This is a genomic window from Bacillus tuaregi (assembly GCF_900104575.1).
GTDB classification, from domain to species: Bacteria; Bacillota; Bacilli; order Bacillales; family Cytobacillaceae; genus Bacillus_BD; species Bacillus_BD tuaregi.
On the sequence record NZ_LT629731.1, the window covers coordinates 3,557,475 to 3,576,556 of the forward strand.

Sequence of the window (19,082 nt, forward strand, 5' to 3'; positions counted from 1 at the left end):
GGATTACTTTTTAGCACCTTTATCATCAACAATGCTTAAAAACTTATATTTAATATTAGGTGTATAAGCCGTCGAGTCTTCATATGCCCAATATCGCATTCGACTATTAAAGGTATGGGCATTAACAAGCGGCATTCCTTCAGCGTCCCGACCGGTTACAATCGTTGTATGATTAAATCGCCCATCGCCCTCAAAGTCGTAGCAAATAACGTCTCCTAATAATAGTTGGTCAGGACTAGACACTTCTTGTGCTCTTAAGCCTACTTTAGAATTTGGCAGGAACCACCTTAATGAGTTGGCAACCGTCCAGCTATAGCTCCAATTCTGATTCTGCATCCACCAGCCGCTACTTCTATTCGGGTATCCTCGCATTTGCGCTCCGCCGGCATGCAGACATTGCGAAATGTAATTCGTACAATCCACATCAAATTTTTTATAGGCTGGATTAAAATCATTCCACCATCTTTCTGCATATTGAACAGCCTTTAAACGATCATAATGAAAAAGCTTCCTATCCTCCCGCACATCGACCTCCAAATTAGGAGAATGATCCACTTTACTATCATTCAAATGAAAGGGATTAAACTCCTCATCATGGACTAGATCACCTTTATAAAATTCAGCCAGTCTATTTTCAATCTCTTCTTCTAAATAAAGCCGTTTGTTCTGCTTGATAAAATAACGAAAATGCACCTGATAGCTGACTTTTTCGACATCACCTGTTACCGGTTCGACTTTCGTAATGGTTCCTTTCGCATTCACTTTTATCATCTCTGCTGAACGGCGATTTAGGCTATTTCGTTTTCGTTCTATTTTTTCACAAGATGAAATTGGATTCCTCTCTCCTGACACACATTGCTGAACCCGCCCCTCAAGCCATTTAGATAGCTGCTGCCGCATATTCCCACACCCCTCTCGTTCTAATGTATATGTAAGGAGGCGATTATCTTGATTAAAGGTTGGGATTTGGATTTGCCGAGAAATTACCAGACAGGTTATCTCCTGAAAAGGATCGTTATACTAAAAAAGGGCACAAGAACCGTTACGTTCCGCACCCTATTTGCTTTACATTACTTACCCTAGCCATTTTTCAATTTCCTCTTTCACTGCCTCGTCGGTTTCGTTCTCAAATACCTTTTCTAACGCCGTTCTTGAGCTAGTGGCGTCGATTTTTCCAATTGCCCATGCTGCGGTTTGACGCATCATCGGGCGCTGGTCATGTTGAAGGATTTCAACTAAATCCGTCAAAGCTGTTTTGTCTTTAAAATGGGCTAAGGCCAGCACTGCATTACGCTGGATTGGATTTTTCCCCCGCCATGCACCTGATATATGACCAAAGTTTTCTTTAAACTGCCGGTTGCTCAAACCTAGCAACGGCTTTAACAGCGGCTTCGCAATGTCTGGCTCAGGCTCCACTTCCTCGTGAAAATGAAAATCCCTTCCTTTATTAACAGGACAGGCCGTTTGACACGAATCACAGCCGTAGAGACGGTTTCCAATTTTCTCTCGGTACTCCTCTGGAATCGCCCCTTTTGTTTGCGTTAAAAAGGAAATACAGCGCTGTGCATTAATTTGTCCTCCTGCGACAAGGGCACCAGTCGGACATGCATCAAGACATTTGCGGCAAGTCCCGCATTGATCCTCCAACGGAATATCTGGTTCAAATGGGATGCTAGTAATCATCTCACCTAAATAGACATATGAACCAAATTCCGGCGTTAGAATCCCACAATTTTTCCCGCTCCAGCCAATTCCGGCCCGCTCGGCGACAGCTCGGTCTGACAACTCTCCGGTATCCACCATTGATTTAAGCTCTGCTTCCGGTAGCCTTTCTCGAATAAAAGCCTCCAGCTTCTCAAGTCGTTTCCGGAGTACAATATGATAATCAAGCCCCCAGGATGCCCGTGCGAAAATCCCCCGCCTCTCCCCTTCCTTGCTGACAGGACGATCTTTCATTTTGGAGGGGTAGGCAACGGCAATGGCAATGATTGATTTCGCACCGGGCAATATAAGACTAGGGTCAATTCTTTTCTCAATATCCGGCTCTTCAAAGCCTGATTGATAGTTTAACTCGCGCTGTCGTATCAGACGGTTCTTTAATTCATCAAAAGGAGAAGCGGCTGCGAAACCAATCTTATCAATCCCAATGGATCGGCTATACTGAATAATTTCTTGTTTGAACTCACTGTAATTCATTAGATCTCCTCCTCTCATCTATAAATCAAATTCGCCCGTTGAATTTGCGTCATCGAAGGAACATTTGCATTCATCCCCACTTGTAGAAGTGGAAGACTTCTGTACCTGTCGCAAGCTTTCGGTACAAAAAAGCATTTGCTGAATGAAATTAAAAAATATATTACAAGCAGTAACTTCTGCCGTACCATAGTAAAAGCTTTATGAGAATAAGAAATACACCCATTCTATGTTAAACTATTTAGAGAAGAATTGGGAGGTTTTAAAAATGGAATTGAGAATTGCTGCTGAATTAACAGAACTAATCCCAGGGTTTAAAGTTGGCTACATTCAGTATCAGGATATTTGTGTAGGTGAATCTCCACAGATGTTAAAGGGACGGCTTCAGCTCTTTCAGGAATCTATCTACTTTGAGCTTGAGGACAAAAAAGTTACTGATTTACCAGGAATTCTTGAATGGAGACAGGTGTTCAAGAAAACAGGCAAGGACCCGAACCGCTACCGTCATTCTGCTGAGGCCCTCTATCGACGTGTCCAAAAGCAAAACTATTTAACATCAGTACATAGCGCAATTGATTTAAATAATTTCTTTTCCTTACAATTCCAGTCACCCATTGGCATCTATGATCGTGATCAACTAGCTGGATCCATCCTCATTCGACTGGGACAGGCAAACGAGGAGTACCTAGGCTTGAACGGGCGAATGAATTCATTGGATCGATTAATTGTCTCTTGCGATCATGAATCAGCCTTTGGCAGTCCCTTCGTTGATTCAGAAAGAACCGCTGTTACCGAAGCCACAAAAAATGCCATCCAAATCATATATTTGAAGCCATCACTAGAAAAGGATCAGTCCGAGAAATTGACAGCTTCTTTAGCTAATATGTTTACACAAATTCATGGCGGCATTGCCAGTTGGGAAATAATTGAATAGCAGCTTACAAACAGGGACTTTTTTTAAAAAAGTCCCTGTTTGTCGGCAAATTAAAAAACGCAATACTTCGTTCTCTTTAGGAAACGAAATACTGCGTTGTTATCATAAAATATCGAGAGCGGGTGATGGGAATCGAACCCACGACAACAGCTTGGAAGGCTGTAGTTTTACCACTAAACTACACCCGCATTGCATCAACAAAAAATATCTTAACAAAAAAATTACGATAATGCAATAAAATTTTTAAAAAAATAGCATAATTTTGTTAGTTTTTGTCGTTTTTCGTCTAATCGCCCCTTTACTCCCCTTCTTCTATAGTTATTAACTACTATTATTTTTTATTTTTATAGATACATGCCCTTACATTTCACCTTAATCATGACTACATATATAAGAGGATAAATATTTAAGTCTATCTAGGAAACGGGAGGAAATCAATGGACATTAGGGAACTAGAGAAATATATAAACAAAATAAAAGTTCGTAATATCGAAGATGAGGACGTTGAAGTCGTTAACTATTCCCCATTAGAAATGATGGGAAAAGGACGTCAAGGAGCCGTTTTTCAATATTCTGATGATATTTGTATAAAGGTATTTGGAAATGAGGAGGATTGTGAGCGTGAGTATTATGCCCTGTCATTAGGGCAGCATACCGATCTCTTTCCAAAGGTCTACGCAAAAGGACCTTTATATATTGCAATGGAAATTATTAGAGGTGTTGATGTACGTGAATACCTGCAATCACAGCCATTAACAGAAGAGCTTTCCATGAAATTAATTGATATGCTGATTACATTTAAAGAAATCGGCTTTGAACGGATTGACCATCATAAACGACAAATTTTTCTTTTACCAGAAGGGAATCTCAAAGTAATTGACGTGGCAAGAACGGTTTGGCGTGACCGTGTCTACCCATACCCTCGTAAGCTATTGACTTCTTTGGGTAAGGAAAATAAAGATATCTTTTTATCTCATGTACAAGCACTCAATCCAGAGCTTTATGAGGAATGGAAGCATTATATCGAGATGGAAGAGCATTCCCGACAAATCTGCCAAAGACTATTTACTGAATCAGCTAATAAAAAAGCATTGAAAAATAAAAGTAAAAAGCTGATGACAACAAATGATGAAACTGTATATCCCGTCCAATTAGACAATTTAGTTCATAAGGTTTTCAAGGAAGAATGGGTTAAAGTTATGCTGGCGCAAGGCTATGACCCAGATAAAGTCATGGATATGATTGAGGAACAATTAAATAATAATGAAAATAAAGGAAAGGGCATTCAAAATAATAAAGATACATCTGCCCAAGAATCGAAGGAAAATCGTAAGGATAAAAATAATAAAAAAGATAGATATTCTGACAGAGATGGCTTTCTAGGCTATCGTAATAAAGAAAGGTTTTCTGATAATGACCGATACTATGGCTTTAGAAATGAAAGGGATGGCCGGTATCCAAAAAAGGAAAAAGAAACGGGAACGGAAATGAAAAACTACGGAAGAAAAGGTAAAAAATATCGTCGTTAGTCCCCATTAGTTGACAAGCAAAGGCATACGAAAAGAGGAGGACCCTAAAATTTAGTGAGGAGTGACCGAAGTGAAAATACTAATTATCTGGCGCCTGCTCACTGTCGGCGGAGTCAACGCTGGATGGAGAAATCGTGCAATCTACTTTAAAAAACACGGGATTGACACTGAATTCCTATATACAACCGATCACGGTGGACTTCATATTATGGAAGATGTTGCACCCGTATACCTGACAAAGGATAAGAAGCAAATTGTAAAAATTATTAAACAAAACTCATACGATGCCATTATTGTTGTCGATACAGCAGCTGCGTACAAGTGGATTCAAAAAGCAAATTATCAAGGTCCAGTCATTATTGAAGCTCGTACCCCTGAACTCATTAAGCTTATGCCCCACTTAAAATCCTTTAAAGGAATCAGTCCAGTAGCAATCATTGTACCATCTCACTACCAAAAACGGTTAGTATCCATCTTAACCGATTCCATTCCCCGTCATGTTATTTACAATGGTGTGGATACCTCTTTTTTCCGGACATTACCAACAGAAGAAATCGATTTTAACAGTAAGCCAACGCTAACTGCGGGGAAAAAAGTGGTCGGCTGGATAGGCAGATTAGATAAACGTAAAAATTGGCCTATGCTTATCCAAATTGCTCAGCAAATCAAAGCAGAGCGAAATGATATTGAATTCTGGGTCATCGGTGGAGCCCAAAGCATACAACGCGAAGAGTTTGCTAGTGTCTGGGAAGATGAACAGCTATCAGATATGATCAAATGGTTCCCCGTCATCCCTTATCAGCAAATGCCTCATGTATATGCAAAGATCCGATCTTCTGGCGGTTGTACATTAGCAACAACTAAATCAGAATCGTTTGGAAACACTTTTATCGAATCCATGGCTTGTGGTGTGCCAGTTGTTGCATCCAATATGATGCCGATTACCGAATTGGTAGTCCAAGGAGAAACAGGTCTTCTCTATCGCGGCCAAAATGTACCAGACGCGATTAAACAACTCTATACTATTATAGATCACCCAGACTTACAGCAAGCCATGTCAGCTAAAGCCATTCAGCACACAAAGGAGAATTTCGATATTCAAGTAGTTGCTGATCAATATATTCAGCTTATAAAAGATTTAGTTCCCATGGAGACTCAGGATGACGGTGAGGTGAATGAGTCATGATAGAACCAATCGCCTATCAAAAAAAACTAGAAGGAAAGTCAAATGCTCATTTAATTTCATTTAATGACGGAAAAGATTATGTAGTGAAGTATTTTCAACCTGGATTTGAAAAAACACTCCCTAATGAGTGGGTATCCTATTGTCTAGCACGTTATCTTGGTTTACCCATTCCATTTGCCCGAATCATAGATATCCCGCAAAGCTATTCTTCACAAATCCCTGAGCTTGCCGCAATAAATAGCATCCCATATCAATTTGCACTTACCTATATTCCAGATTGTTTAGACGGTCACCAGGTTCTCGATATCCCGAAAATAATCAATTCAGATGAACTCGCAAGTATAATCGTATTTGATTATTGGCTCTATAACAGCGACAGGACTCGTAAAAATATTCTGTTACAAAAGGCACAGGGAAATATCCTTCGACTATGGGCAATCGACCATGCTGAGGTCTTCGGAACCTATAATTGGCAGATGGACGAGATTGAAAACCTCCCAGTAGGCTTAATAAAAAGTGCCACACATCAAATCATAGCCGATTTTATTCAGGATGAGAAAGAATTCTTCGAGCAAGTAGATATTATCCAAAAGATACCGATTTTTTTAATTGAAGAAATTGTATCTATGATTCCAGATGAATGGGGAGTAACAAAAGAGGAGAAAAAAGCAATGGTCAATGCATTGCTCATGCGCCGTAAAAAAGTACTACCTGACCTCATTCAAAAATTCATTAATACAATATATCGACCGTTACATGATAGTAAAAAACCAAAAACAGTTTAATTCAGATTATTTCGTTAGTAAACACAGAGGGTTTTCAATGGTTACTCCCGTTAGAAGACCCTCAAAAAACATACGCAGCATAAATTGATTCAGTTAGGAGTTGGCGAAGTGGAGCTAAATTTACAACAAATGCTTTTTGAATTTTTTGGGGGCCTAGGGATATTCCTATTAGGAATCAAATCAATGGGAGATGGCCTGCAAAATTCAGCAGGAGACAAATTAAAGAGGATTCTTGATAAATATACTACAAATCCTTTAATGGGAGTTCTAGCAGGTATTTTTGTAACCGTTCTTTTGCAAACCAGTTCAGGTACAACAGTTATTACCGTTGGTCTTGTGAGTGCCGGCTTTATGACACTTCGACAGGCAATTGGTGTCATCATGGGTGCTAATATTGGAACAACTGTCACAGCTTTTATTATTGGTATTGATATTGGAGACTACGCTCTTCCTATTATTGCATTTGGTGCTATATTTTTATTTTTCTTTAAAGGGAAAAAAAAATTAACGTATCTCGGACAAATTATCTTTGGATTTGGCGCTCTCTTCTATGGATTAGAACTAATGAGTGATGGAATGAAACCACTTAGAGCATTAGAAGCCTTCCATGAACTAACCTTAAACTTTAGTACAACTCCATTACTTGGAACCCTCGCAGGTACTATGTTCACTGTCCTTGTTCAAAGTTCCAGCGCAACCATTGGAATTCTTCAGAGCATGTATGCTGAATCCTTACTAAATCTAGATGCAGCCTTGCCTATCTTATTCGGGGATAACATCGGCACCACAATCACAGCGGTTCTGGCCTCTATTGGTACTTCTATTACGGCCAAAAGAGCAGCTGCCACCCATGTTTTATTTAACTTATTTGGTACAACCCTCTTTCTCCTTCTATTAGTTCCATTCACAGCACTTATACATTCCCTTCAATCCCTGCTCAATTTAAATCCAGAAATGACACTTGCCTTTGCACATGGCATCTTTAATATAACAAACACGGTTATTCTCCTCCCTTTTGTCTCCGTACTGGCTATCATCGTTACGAAGTTGATTCCTGGAAAAGATACGGCTTGGAGCTTCCAGCCAAAGCATCTAAATCCAGTATTTATTGAGCAATCCCCAACCATCGCTCTTGGACAAGCAAAGGAAGAAGTGCTGCACATGGGTAATATGGCTTTAGTGGGACTAGAGGAAACAAAGGAATTTATTGATACAAAGCATTTAAAGCATGCTACGAGCATGTATCAACTGGAAACAGTCATTAATCATCTCGATCAAACGATTACAGAGTATCTCATACAACTCTCCTCTTCCTCATTATCAATAAAAAAGTCGGAAGAGCATGGTATCCTTCTAGATACCGTTCGAAATATTGAAAGAATCGGTGACCACTGTGAAAATATGATTGAATTAATTGAATTTCAATTAATTCATAAAGTTACCATGTCTGATACTGCAAAAGAAGATCTAGATGACATGTATGACATCACCATTTCTATTGTAAAAGACGCCCTAGCAGCCTTAAAGCATAATGACAAAGATACTGCGAGAAGGGTTATTGAAAAAGAAATGATGATTGATGCCATGGAGCAGCAATATCGCAAGCAGCATATTCATCGTTTAACGGAGGGGACCTGCTCTCCGAAATCAGGAGTTATTTTCATCGATTTAATTCACAATCTGGAACGGATTGCAGACCATGCTGTTAATATTGCAGATACAGTACTTGATAAACGTCATTAATTCAAAACAGGGCCAAATCGGCCCTGTTTTATCTTTTACTTTAATTCTTCCCCATTGATCCTTAATCTGAAATAAAGATTGATAGGCTACTAACGTGACCGGTACTTGTCTGTGAGCATATAAAGAAATAAGAAAGTCAGAAATGGAGGCAGCTTATGAAAATTAGAAAAGCAATTATACCTGCAGCTGGTCTTGGCACACGTTTCCTACCGGCCACAAAGGCTCAACCTAAAGAAATGCTGCCGATTGTTGATAAGCCAACGATTCAATATATTGTCGAGGAGGCAGTGGCTTCAGGAATAGAAGAAATTGTTATCATCATCGGCAGAGGAAAAAGGTCCATCGAGGATCATTTCGATAAATCCTATGAACTGGAGGATGCATTACTTAAGAAGAACCAGCTTACTAGATTAGACGAGGTACAAAAAATATCAAACCTGGCCAATATTTATTATGTTCGTCAAAAAGAAGCAAAGGGACTCGGGCACGCGATTTTATGTGCGAAAAGCTTTATTGGCGATGAGCCCTTTGCCGTGCTGCTTGGTGATGATATTGTCAAATCAGAAACCCCATGCTTAAAACAGATGATTAACGTATTTGAATACTGTAACAGTTCAGTTATAGCAGTCCAATCCGTACCAGAAAACCAGGTTCATAAATACGGCATTATAAAACCTAAAGGAACAAATATTGAACCTAACCTGTTCTATATTGATTCTTTAATAGAAAAACCCCGCAAGGAAGCTGCACCCTCCCATTATGCTATTATGGGAAGATATGTATTAAGGCCTGAAATCTTTGATATTCTATCCAAGCTTCCAATCGGATATAACAATGAACTCCAGCTTACTGATGCTATTAATGAGCTAAATAAACAGCAAGCAGTATTGGCTTATAATTTTGAAGGGTCCCGCTATGATGTCGGTGACAAAATCGGATTTATTAAAGCCACACTAGATTTTGCCTTGCAGCGCGAGGACATTAAAGAAGAAGTGCTTTCCTATTTAAACGCGATTACCCAGAAAGAGATTACGTTAAAGGAAGAGACGAATTAATATGAAAATAGCTGTATTAGGTACTGGTTACGTCGGACTGTCAACTGGCGTTTGTTTGTCGGAAATTGGTCATTCTGTGTGTTGTATCGATGTGGATGAAGCAAAAATTAATCGGCTTCGCCAAGGTCTCTCCCCGATATATGAACCTGGACTGGAAGATCTTCTTGTAAAAAATACCGCTCTAGGAAGACTGCATTTTACAACCTCCCATAAGGAAGCTATAGAAACTGCAGACATCATTATCATTGCCGTCGGAACTCCCCAGGGGGATGATGGTGCCGCAGACCTTTCCTATCTTGTTCAAGCCGCAAAGGATCTATCAGCCCACATGAAGCCAAATACCATTGTCGTCATCAAAAGTACGGTTCCTGTAGGTACGAATGATTATGTAAAATGTATCATCGAGGAACATACGAATACACCGTTTAAAATGGTCTCAAACCCTGAATTTTTAAGACAGGGCTCAGCAGTCAAGGATACAATGAAGGCCGACCGGATTGTCATTGGCTCTCAGGACAAGGAAGCTGCCCTGAAAATACAGGAAATGTATCGTCCATTAGGAGTTCCGATACTACTAACCAATGTGCGAAGTGCCGAAATGATTAAGTATGCCTCCAATGCTTTTTTAGCAACGAAAATCAGCTTTATAAATGAAATCTCCAATCTTTGTGAAGCGGTCGGGGCAAATATTATTGATGTGGCAGACGGCATGGGCCGGGATAATCGAATCGGTGCAGCCTTTCTTCAGGCCGGAATTGGCTATGGCGGCTCCTGCTTTCCAAAGGATGTCAAAGCTCTTCTGCATACCGCCGACTCATACGGTATCTCCTTCGATTTATTAAAAAATACGATTAGCATAAACGAGTCACAAAAAATACTACTTTATCAAAAGGCCTGTAAAGTGCTCGGTTCATTAAAAAATAAAAAAATCGCCCTGCTTGGCCTGTCGTTCAAGCCTGAAACAGATGATATGCGGGAGGCACCCTCAATCAACATCGCTCACCTTTTGCGTGGGGCAGAAGCTCAAGTTGTCGCCTATGACCCAGTCGCAACGGAAAATGCCAAAAAGGTCTTAGGGAATACGATTGAATATGCCAGTTCAATAGAAGAAGCAATCGATAATGCTGATGCCTTATTTCTTGTTACCGAATGGCAGAAGTTTAAGCAGTTAGATTTGGTAAAAGTTACCCAACAAATGAAGCAACCACTTATTTTTGATGGCCGAAATTGCTTTTCTGAGGAAAAAGTTAGAGCCTGTCCAAGGATAGAATATTATCCGATTGGAAAGCCGGCAATTATTACTGGCAAGGATGAAATCAATTAGAAAAAGGGGTGAAGTGAGCAAGATTCGGTAGACTATTATCCTAATAGGCTTCCGAATTTTCTTTTTTACCTCCCCCTCATTCGCTTAAAGTTACCTTATTTTATCCATTAATACTAAATAAACTTGACAAAAACACTATATTTTATAATAATTATTTTAAATAAATAATCATTATAAATAGATATAATATTTAATATGTTATTAATTTACCACACTCCGCTTAGGCATTCTTGTCCGCAAAATAGTATAATGGTGTTATCTCTTGACAATAATCTCACTGAAAATAGGAGGATACTATGATGATATTAGACGCTGAAATCAAATCGCAATTATCACAATACTTACAGCTAATGGAAGGCGAAGTACATATTAAAGTAAGCTCTGGCACGGATCAAGTATCAAAGGATATGACTGCACTTGCAGAGGAATTAGCAGCCATGTCTTCCAACATAAAAGTAGCGCAAACAGAGTTAGAAAGAACTCCTAGCTTTAGTATCAATCGTCCCGGTGAAGACACAGGAATTACTTTTGCCGGAATCCCGCTTGGGCACGAATTCACATCATTGGTGCTGGCGTTACTACAGGTCAGCGGAAGAGCTCCAAAAGCGGATCAGAAAATCATCGACCAAATTAAAAATATTAAAGACGAATATCGGTTTGAAACCTATGCCAGCCTGAGCTGCCACAACTGCCCAGATGTTGTTCAAGCGCTAAATGTTATGAGTCTTTTAAACCCTAACATCACACATACGATGGTTGATGGTGCTGTTTTTAAAGAAGAGGTCGAAGCGAAAGATATTATGGCCGTTCCGACCGTGTACTTAAATGGCGAGTTCTTTAACAGCGGCCGTATGTCACTTGAAGAGATTCTGATGAATTTAGGCAGTGGTCCAGACGCTTCCGAATTTGCTGATAAAGACCCTTATGATGTCCTGATTGTCGGCGGCGGCCCTGCAGGTGCAAGTGCTGCCATTTACTCCGCACGTAAAGGCATTCGCACTGGTATTGTTGCAGACCGTTTTGGCGGACAGGTATTAGACACAGTCGGGATTGAAAACTTAATTACAGTCAACTATACAGAGGGGCCAAAGCTTGCGGCTACCTTAGAAGAACATGTGAAGCAATATGATGTTGACATTATGAACCTACAACGGGCAAAGCACCTAGAAAGGAAGACAGATTTTATCGAGGTTGAATTAGAGAACGGTGCTGTTCTTAAAAGTAAAACCGTTATCCTGTCAACTGGCGCCCGCTGGCGTAATGCTGACGTGCCTGGAGAAAAGGAGTTCAGAAATAAAGGGATTGCCTATTGTGCCCACTGCGATGGTCCCCTCTTTGCCGGCAAACATGTTGTTGTCATTGGTGGCGGAAATTCAGGTGTAGAAGCAGCTATTGATTTAGCAGGCATTGTTAAGCATGTAACACTACTCGCTCGCTCTGAAGTAAAAGCCGATCCGGTTCTGTGCGATCGCGTGCGTAGCCTTTCGAACGTAACGATTATCGAACAAGCGCAAGTCATGGAAATTAACGGTACAGACAAAGTTAATGGTGTAACCTACAAGGATCGCCAAACTGGAGAAGAACACCATATCGAATTACAGGGGGTATTCGTTCAAATCGGTACAATTCCTAATACTGAATGGCTCCAAGACACCGTCGATCTAAATCGTGTTGGCGAGGTTATCATTGATAAGAGCGGATCGACAAATATACCAGGTGTGTTTGCGGCTGGCGATTGTACAGATAGTAAATTTAAACAAATCATCATCTCAATGGGATCAGGTGCAACAGCTGCCCTAGGGGCATTTGAATACTTAATTAGAAATTAATCACCATTTTAAGCCAATCTTCCTTCATTAATGGAAGACTGGCTTTTTTTGTTCTATAATTCTCCAAAATAATAAACCTGCCCCAAATTGATTTGAGGGCAGGTTTATTTAAACTTAATAAAGTTATTTTACGGAAATAACATAGAATTTATTTATAGCAGATTGAAAAAAATGCGATTATGTGATAAATTTATATAGATATGTATCGATTAATTATTTTTAGTATATTATCCCTACTTTAATTATAATTCAAAATCGATACTGAAGTCAACCCTTTTATCAATATTTTTTAAGGAGTGTATGATATGAATCCAGAGCAACAGCAGGAGCAAAGACTAAACTTAGTCATGGACACCCTAATGGAGGAAATACATCAATTGGAAGATGAAACGACCAGGCGCAGAAACGAAGTGGTTCAAATCCGCAGGCACTTTTGGGATGAGGTTAAGGTGAATACTGATTCTTTCGATGATTACCTTGAAACTATTATCGGCTTGCGGCAAGAGGCTCAAGCTCTGTCTGTCAGCCAAAGTACTCATCGACATGCAACTAAACGTTTAGCCACGCTGCGACGAATGCAGGAGGTTCCTTATTTTGGCCGGATTGATTTTATCGAAGAAGGAAATACAACACAGGAACAAATCTATATTGGCATCTCCTCACTTACTGATAAGAGCGGGGAAGACTTTCTAATTTACGATTGGAGAGCTCCAGTCTCGAGTGTTTACTACGATTATCAGCCCGGACCAGCTAAATACGAAACTCCCGGTGGCACCATCCAGGGCATTTTAGAGAAAAAGTGGCAATACTTAATACGCAACGGCGTTCTTCATTCTATGTTTGATACGAGTCTTACGATTGGGGACGAAATATTACAACAGGTACTTGGTAATGGTACCGATAAACAAATGCATAATATTGTAGCGACCATTCAACAGGAGCAAAACCTGATCATCCGTCATGACCGCGGCAGACTACTAATTGTTCATGGGGCAGCAGGTAGTGGAAAAACATCAGCCGCGCTACAGCGAATTGCTTATTTACTTTACAAATATCGAGACCGTTTAAATGCTGATCAAATTATTCTTTTTTCACCTAATACCATGTTTAGTCATTACGTGGCCAATGTACTGCCAGAGCTGGGTGAGGAAAATATGCAGCAGGTCACCTTTCAGGAATACCTGGATCATCATCTCGGTAAAGAGTTTCACGTTGAAAATCCCTTCGAGCAATTGGAATATGTATTAACGGAGGCCGATTCTCCTTCGTACAGGTCAAGGCTTGCAGGTATCCGTTACAAAGCATCTACCCGCTTTTTCGAAACGATTCAAACCTATAGACAGTCACTCGAGTTATCGGGAATGCTATTTAAGGATATAAACTTTAAAGGGAAACCAATTGTTTCAGCACAGCAAATAGCCGAAAGATTTTATCATCACGACCCTTCACTCCGCTTCCATAATAGGCTGGAAAAGCTAAGAGAATGGCTGATTAAAAAAATAACTGATGTCCAAAAGATGGAACGAAAAAAATCTTGGGTTCGAGAGGAAATCGAACTTCTTAGCAGCGAGGATTACCATAAAGCCCATAGATACTTAGCGAAAAAACGAGGCTTTAAACAAGAAAATATCTCTGACTATGAGATGGAGCCAGAAGCACTTGCCCAATTAATTGTACATCAAAAATTAAAGCCTTTGAAAAAACGAATTCGAGCGTTTCAGTTCATCGACTTTAAGGGCTTGTACAAACAGCTATTTACTGAGTTCCTGAGAATCGAAGGTGAAAAACCTGAGGAATGGGAGCCTATATGTCAAGGTACGTTGAAAATGCTAGATGATGACATACTATGTTATGAGGATGCTACGCCATTTTTACTTTTAAAAGAGCTGATTCAAGGCTTTCAGACGAACAGCGCCATTAAACACATCGTTGTGGATGAGGCTCAGGATTATTCCCCCTTTCAATTTGAGTTTTTGAAGCGTTTATTTCCTGCAGCAAGGATGACCGTGCTCGGCGACTTTAATCAGGCGATTTTTGCCCATGCTAGCGAAAGAGTTGATTTTCACACATTAACTAGCCTTTACGGAGCAGATGAAACGGAGTTAATTAATATAACTCGGAGTTATCGCTCGACCAAACCAATCATTGAATTTACACGAAGACTCGTGCCCAATGGAAAAGGAATAACTCCATTTGAACGTGACGGAGAACGGCCCAAACTGACACAAGTAAATGATAAAAAAGAACTGCACAACTGCATTGCCTCAAAGGTCACAGAATTACGTAACCTTGGATTTAATAGCATTGCGATTATCTGTAAGTCTGCAGAGGAAAGTTTTCAAGCCTATAATGCTTTAACTAGCATTGATGAACTTAAGCTCCTAAAGAGCAGTTCGATTGAGTATGAGCAAGGAGTTGTTGTTGTACCGTCTTATTTATCCAAGGGAATTGAATTTGATGCAGTCATAATCTATGATGCCTCAACACTTGTATACGGTAATGAAGACTTGCTTAGAGTTTTCTACACAGCCTGTACTAGAGCGATGCATTATTTGCAGTTATTCAGTGTTGGCGAACCATGTCAATTTTTGCATAATGGATTGCAGGAGGGCTTTATTGAGGTGACCTGATGACGGCAGGTAAACTTGCTATTGCGAAAGTGTAATAAAAAACTGGAAAACGAGCAATGATATCATTGCTCGTTTTTTTCACTGAATCGCTGTCTTCCACCCATAAGCAAATATACTATAATCAAATTCGCCCGTCGAGTTTGCGTCCGGATTACCTGAGCTCGCTCGATAAACTACCTTAAAAAAATCGCAAGACTCGCCGGAGGCTTAACTTCATTCAGCTGGGGTTTGAACCCCACTGAATCGAAGTACAATGTGCATTCATCCCCCACTTCTAGAAGTGGAGGAATCCTCCTGAATGAAGTTAAACAAAAAAACTCACAATTAATGATTTAATCAATAATTGTGAGTTTTATATTCTCTAACAAATCTCTAGATACCGGTGGTCGGGGTCGAACCGACACTCCAGAAGGAACACGATTTTGAGTCGTGCGCGTCTGCCAATTCCGCCACACCGGCAAAATATTTAATAATAAAAAATATGGAGGCGGCAACCGGATTCGAACCGGTGGTAAAGGTTTTGCAGACCTCTGCCTTACCACTTGGCTATGCCGCCTTAATAAAATGGAGCGGAAGACGGGATTCGAACCCGCGACCCCCACCTTGGCAAGGTGGTGTTCTACCACTGAACTACTTCCGCGAAAATGGCTGGGCTAGCAGGATTCGAACCTACGAATGACGGAGTCAAAGTCCGTTGCCTTACCGCTTGGCTATAGCCCAGTTGTATAAATAATGGGGCGGCTGATGGGAATCGAACCCACGAATGTCGGAACCACAATCCGATGCGTTAACCACTTCGCCACAGCCGCCATTGTGATTAACAGGGGTAGTAGGAATTGAACCCACACCAAAGGTTTTGGAGACCTTCGTTCTACCTTTAAACTATACCCCTAAATTGATAGTTATTTTCACTACCGTGAAAAAACAATGGTGGAGGGGGACGGATTCGAACCGCCGAACCCAAGGGAGCGGATTTACAGTCCGCCGCGTTTAGCCACTTCGCTACCCCTCCGGATAAATGGTGGCTCAGGACGGAATCGAACCGCCGACACATGGATTTTCAGTCCATTGCTCTACCGACTGAGCTACTGAGCCTTAATAAAGTAAAAATGGCGGTCCGGACGGGACTCGAACCCGCGACCTCCTGCGTGACAGGCAGGCATTCTAACCAACTGAACTACCGGACCAAATTGCGGGGACAGGATTTGAACCTGCGACCTTCGGGTTATGAGCCCGACGAGCTACCGAACTGCTCCACCCCGCGATAATAGTAAATAAGTTGTTAGTTATTAGTTTTTAGTTGTTAGGGTGTAAGTTTTTCAACAAAGTAAACTATTTATTGCTTCATTGAATTTTCCGGAATTCTAACTACTAATCACTAAATACTATCCACTAAAATGGTGGAGGATGACGGGCTCGAACCGCCGACCCTCTGCTTGTAAGGCAGATGCTCTCCCAGCTGAGCTAATCCTCCAGGTTAGACAAAGTTGTTAGTTGGTTAGTGAATAGTTAGATAGGAAAACGAATCTTATAAAAACAATATGATTCTAACCTTTCTTTTCTAATTACTAACAGCTAACTACTATCTTCATAATGGTGACCCCTACGGGATTCGAACCCGTGTTACCGCCGTGAAAGGGCGGTGTCTTAACCGCTTGACCAAGGGGCCACATAATAATGGCGGAGAGCAAGGGATTTGAACCCTTGAGACAGGTTTTGCCCGCCTACACGATTTCCAATCGTGCTCCTTCGGCCACTCGGACAGCTCTCCTAATGGCTCCGCAGGTAGGATTCGAACCTACGACCGATCGGTTAACAGCCGATAGCTCTACCACTGAGCTACTGCGGAATAATATTATGCTTGGCGACGTCCTACTCTCACAGGGGTAAAACCCCAACTACCATTGGCGCTGAGAAGCTTAACTTCCGTGTTCGGGATGGGAACGGGTGTGACCTTCTCGCAATTGTCACCAAACTATGAGACATATATTATTATAATGTCTTTTTAGAATTTTTCAAGGGATTTCACAAAAATTGTTCCCTCAAAACTAGATAATGCTGAAGAAAAAGGACGAGTAATAAACAATGTGTTGTCCAGCTGCGGCGCCAAAGAGCACCTACGCTTTTCAATTTGGTTAAGTCCTCGACCGATTAGTATTTGTCAGCTCCACGTGTCACCACGCTTCCACCCCAAACCTATCAACCTGATCATCTTTCAGGGGTCTTACTAGCTTAACGCTATGGGAAATCTCATCTCGAGGGGGGCTTCATGCTTAGATGCTTTCAGCACTTATCCCTTCCGCACATAGCTACCCAGCGATGCTCTTGGCAGAACAACTGGTACACCAGCGGTGCGTCCATCCCGGTCCTCTCGTACTAAGGACAGCTCCTCTCAAATTTCCTACGCCCACGACGGATAGGGACCGAACTGTCTCACGACGTTCTGAACCCAGCTCGCGTACCGCTTTAATGGGCGAACAGCCCAACCCTTGGGACCGACTACAGCCCCAGGATGCGATGAGCCGACATCGAGGTGCCAAACCTCCCCGTCGATGTGGACTCTTGGGGGAGATAAGCCTGTTATCCCCGGGGTAGCTTTTATCCGTTGAGCGATGGCCCTTCCATGCGGAACCACCGGATCACTAAGCCCGACTTTCGTCCCTGCTCGACTTGTAGGTCTCGCAGTCAAGCTCCCTTGTGCCTTTACACTCTACGAATGATTTCCAACCATTCTGAGGGAACCTTTGGGCGCCTCCGTTACTTTTTAGGAGGCGACCGCCCCAGTCAAACTGCCCACCTGACACTGTCTCCCGCCCCGATCAGGGGCGCGGGTTAGAAGTTCAATACAGCCAGGGTAGTATCCCACCGACGCCTCCACCGAAGCTGGCGCTCCGGCTTCTCAGGCTCCTACCTATCCTGTACAAGCTGTACCAAAATTCAATATCAGGCTACAGTAAAGCTCCACGGGGTCTTTCCGTCCTGTCGCGGGTAACCTGCATCTTCACAGGTACTATAATTTCACCGAGTCTCTCGTTGAGACAGTGCCCAGATCGTTACGCCTTTCGTGCGGGTCGGAACTTACCCGACAAGGAATTTCGCTACCTTAGGACCGTTATAGTTACGGCCGCCGTTTACTGGGGCTTCAATTCAAAGCTTCGCTTACGCTAACCTCTCCTCTTAACCTTCCAGCACCGGGCAGGCGTCAGCCCCTATACTTCGCCTTGCGGCTTCGCAGAGACCTGTGTTTTTGCTAAACAGTCGCCTGGGCCTATTCACTGCGGCTTTTCAGGGCTATGAACCCTAAAAAGCACCCCTTCTCCCGAAGTTACGGGGTCATTTTGCCGAGTTCCTTAACGAGAGTTCTCTCGCACACCTTAGGATTCTCTCCTCGCCTACCTGTGTCGGTTTGCGGTACGGGCACCTAATCCTCACTAGAGGCTTTTCTTGGCAGTGTGGAATCAGGAACTTCGGTACTATATTTCCCTCGCCATCACAGCTTAAGCGTACGCCAACGGGATTTGCCTCGCTGGCACTCTAACTGCTTGGACGCGCTAATCCAACAGCGCGCTTACCCTATCCTCCTGCGTCCCCCCATCGTTCAAACGGATTTTGGTGGTACAGGAATATCAACCTGTTGTCCATCGCCTACGCTTTTCAGCCTCGGCTTAGGTCCCGACTAACCCTGAGCGGACGAGCCTTCCTCAGGAAACCTTAGGCATTCGGTGGATGGGATTCTCACCCATCTTTCGCTACTCATACCGGCATTCTCACTTCTAAGCGCTCCACCAGTCCTTACGGTCTAGCTTCAACGCCCTTAGAACGCTCTCCTACCACGGACATCATAGATGTCCATCCACAGCTTCGGTGATACGTT

General features: G+C 41.9%; 11 protein-coding genes, 15 tRNA genes and 2 rRNA genes (1 of these 28 only partly in view). 9 read left to right on the plus strand and 19 right to left on the minus strand.

Annotated features, from left to right (window positions below; translation table 11 throughout):
- Positions 1-3: 3 nt before the first annotated feature.
- Together BQ5321_RS19515 and queG are read right to left on the minus strand one after the other, a co-directional pair.
- Positions 4-900 carry an amidase domain-containing protein gene (locus BQ5321_RS19515; RefSeq protein WP_071396083.1) on the minus strand — a complete coding sequence of 299 codons (897 nt, stop codon included), beginning with the start codon at positions 898-900 and terminating at the stop codon, positions 4-6.
- Positions 901-1,074: 174 nt separating this feature from the next.
- Positions 1,075-2,196 carry a tRNA epoxyqueuosine(34) reductase QueG gene (gene queG, locus BQ5321_RS19520; protein WP_071396084.1) on the minus strand — a complete coding sequence of 374 codons (1,122 nt, stop codon included), beginning with the start codon at positions 2,194-2,196 and terminating at the stop codon, positions 1,075-1,077.
- A 265-nt stretch (positions 2,197-2,461) separates the two neighbouring features.
- Here queG and BQ5321_RS19525 point away from each other — a divergent pair, with 265 nt between their 5' ends.
- A complete protein-coding gene (locus BQ5321_RS19525; RefSeq protein ID WP_071396085.1) occupies positions 2,462-3,127 on the plus strand; it encodes a B3/B4 domain-containing protein in 666 nt (221 codons plus the stop codon).
- A gap of 117 nt (positions 3,128-3,244) precedes the next feature.
- Here BQ5321_RS19525 and BQ5321_RS19530 read toward each other — a convergent pair.
- Positions 3,245-3,315, minus strand: a tRNA-Gly gene (locus tag BQ5321_RS19530).
- Positions 3,316-3,564: 249 nt separating this feature from the next.
- Between BQ5321_RS19530 and BQ5321_RS19535 the strand changes: the two genes are divergently transcribed.
- From BQ5321_RS19535 to helD, 8 genes are all read left to right on the plus strand, one after another.
- Positions 3,565-4,656, plus strand: coding sequence for a serine/threonine-protein kinase (locus tag BQ5321_RS19535; RefSeq protein ID WP_234978428.1), 1,092 nt, complete (start codon positions 3,565-3,567; stop codon positions 4,654-4,656).
- A gap of 70 nt (positions 4,657-4,726) precedes the next feature.
- A complete protein-coding gene (locus tag BQ5321_RS19540; protein WP_071396086.1) occupies positions 4,727-5,842 on the plus strand; it encodes a glycosyltransferase family 4 protein in 1,116 nt (371 codons plus the stop codon).
- Complete coding sequence (locus BQ5321_RS19545) at positions 5,839-6,627, plus strand: HipA family kinase (RefSeq protein ID WP_071396087.1); 789 nt, start codon at positions 5,839-5,841, stop codon at positions 6,625-6,627. Before BQ5321_RS19540 ends, BQ5321_RS19545 begins: the two co-directional genes overlap by 4 nt.
- Positions 6,628-6,735: 108 nt before the next feature.
- A complete protein-coding gene (locus BQ5321_RS19550) occupies positions 6,736-8,370 on the plus strand; it encodes a Na/Pi cotransporter family protein (protein ID WP_187143763.1) in 1,635 nt (544 codons plus the stop codon).
- Between the two features lie 155 nt (positions 8,371-8,525).
- Positions 8,526-9,425 (plus strand): UTP--glucose-1-phosphate uridylyltransferase GalU, encoded by a 900-nt coding sequence (galU, locus tag BQ5321_RS19555; protein WP_071396088.1) that lies wholly within the window; start codon positions 8,526-8,528, stop codon positions 9,423-9,425.
- Position 9,426: 1 nt separating this feature from the next.
- Positions 9,427-10,749, plus strand: a complete 1,323-nt coding sequence (locus BQ5321_RS19560; protein ID WP_071396089.1) for a UDP-glucose dehydrogenase family protein — start codon at positions 9,427-9,429, stop codon at positions 10,747-10,749.
- Positions 10,750-11,048: 299 nt separating this feature from the next.
- The gene (gene ahpF / locus BQ5321_RS19565; RefSeq protein WP_071396090.1) at positions 11,049-12,578 is read left to right on the plus strand and encodes an alkyl hydroperoxide reductase subunit F; all 1,530 of its coding nucleotides are present in this window, start codon (positions 11,049-11,051) and stop codon (positions 12,576-12,578) included.
- A 305-nt stretch (positions 12,579-12,883) separates the two neighbouring features.
- Complete coding sequence (gene helD, locus BQ5321_RS19570; RefSeq protein ID WP_071396091.1) at positions 12,884-15,208, plus strand: RNA polymerase recycling motor HelD; 2,325 nt, start codon at positions 12,884-12,886, stop codon at positions 15,206-15,208.
- A 377-nt stretch (positions 15,209-15,585) separates the two neighbouring features.
- Here the strand turns inward: helD and BQ5321_RS19575 are convergent.
- The 16 genes from BQ5321_RS19575 to BQ5321_RS19650 form a co-directional block, all read right to left on the minus strand.
- A tRNA-Leu gene (locus BQ5321_RS19575) sits at positions 15,586-15,667 on the minus strand.
- A gap of 23 nt (positions 15,668-15,690) precedes the next feature.
- Positions 15,691-15,764, minus strand: a tRNA-Cys gene (locus tag BQ5321_RS19580).
- Positions 15,765-15,773: 9 nt separating this feature from the next.
- A tRNA-Gly gene (locus tag BQ5321_RS19585) sits at positions 15,774-15,848 on the minus strand.
- Between the two features lie 5 nt (positions 15,849-15,853).
- Positions 15,854-15,928 (minus strand) — tRNA-Gln (locus tag BQ5321_RS19590).
- 13 nt (positions 15,929-15,941) lie between these two features.
- Positions 15,942-16,017 (minus strand) — tRNA-His (locus BQ5321_RS19595).
- A 12-nt stretch (positions 16,018-16,029) separates the two neighbouring features.
- Positions 16,030-16,100, minus strand: a tRNA-Trp gene (locus BQ5321_RS19600).
- Positions 16,101-16,136: 36 nt separating this feature from the next.
- Positions 16,137-16,220 (minus strand) — tRNA-Tyr (locus tag BQ5321_RS19605).
- A gap of 7 nt (positions 16,221-16,227) precedes the next feature.
- Positions 16,228-16,303, minus strand: a tRNA-Phe gene (locus BQ5321_RS19610).
- 15 nt (positions 16,304-16,318) lie between these two features.
- Positions 16,319-16,395, minus strand: a tRNA-Asp gene (locus tag BQ5321_RS19615).
- Between the two features lie 3 nt (positions 16,396-16,398).
- Positions 16,399-16,472, minus strand: a tRNA-Met gene (locus tag BQ5321_RS19620).
- A gap of 134 nt (positions 16,473-16,606) precedes the next feature.
- A tRNA-Val gene (locus BQ5321_RS19625) sits at positions 16,607-16,682 on the minus strand.
- A 120-nt stretch (positions 16,683-16,802) separates the two neighbouring features.
- A tRNA-Glu gene (locus tag BQ5321_RS19630) sits at positions 16,803-16,877 on the minus strand.
- A 9-nt stretch (positions 16,878-16,886) separates the two neighbouring features.
- A tRNA-Ser gene (locus BQ5321_RS19635) sits at positions 16,887-16,979 on the minus strand.
- 3 nt (positions 16,980-16,982) lie between these two features.
- Positions 16,983-17,057, minus strand: a tRNA-Asn gene (locus BQ5321_RS19640).
- A gap of 10 nt (positions 17,058-17,067) precedes the next feature.
- Positions 17,068-17,183 (minus strand): 5S ribosomal RNA (gene rrf, locus BQ5321_RS19645).
- Between the two features lie 156 nt (positions 17,184-17,339).
- Positions 17,340-19,082, minus strand: a 23S ribosomal RNA gene (locus BQ5321_RS19650) (it continues 1,210 nt past the right edge of the window).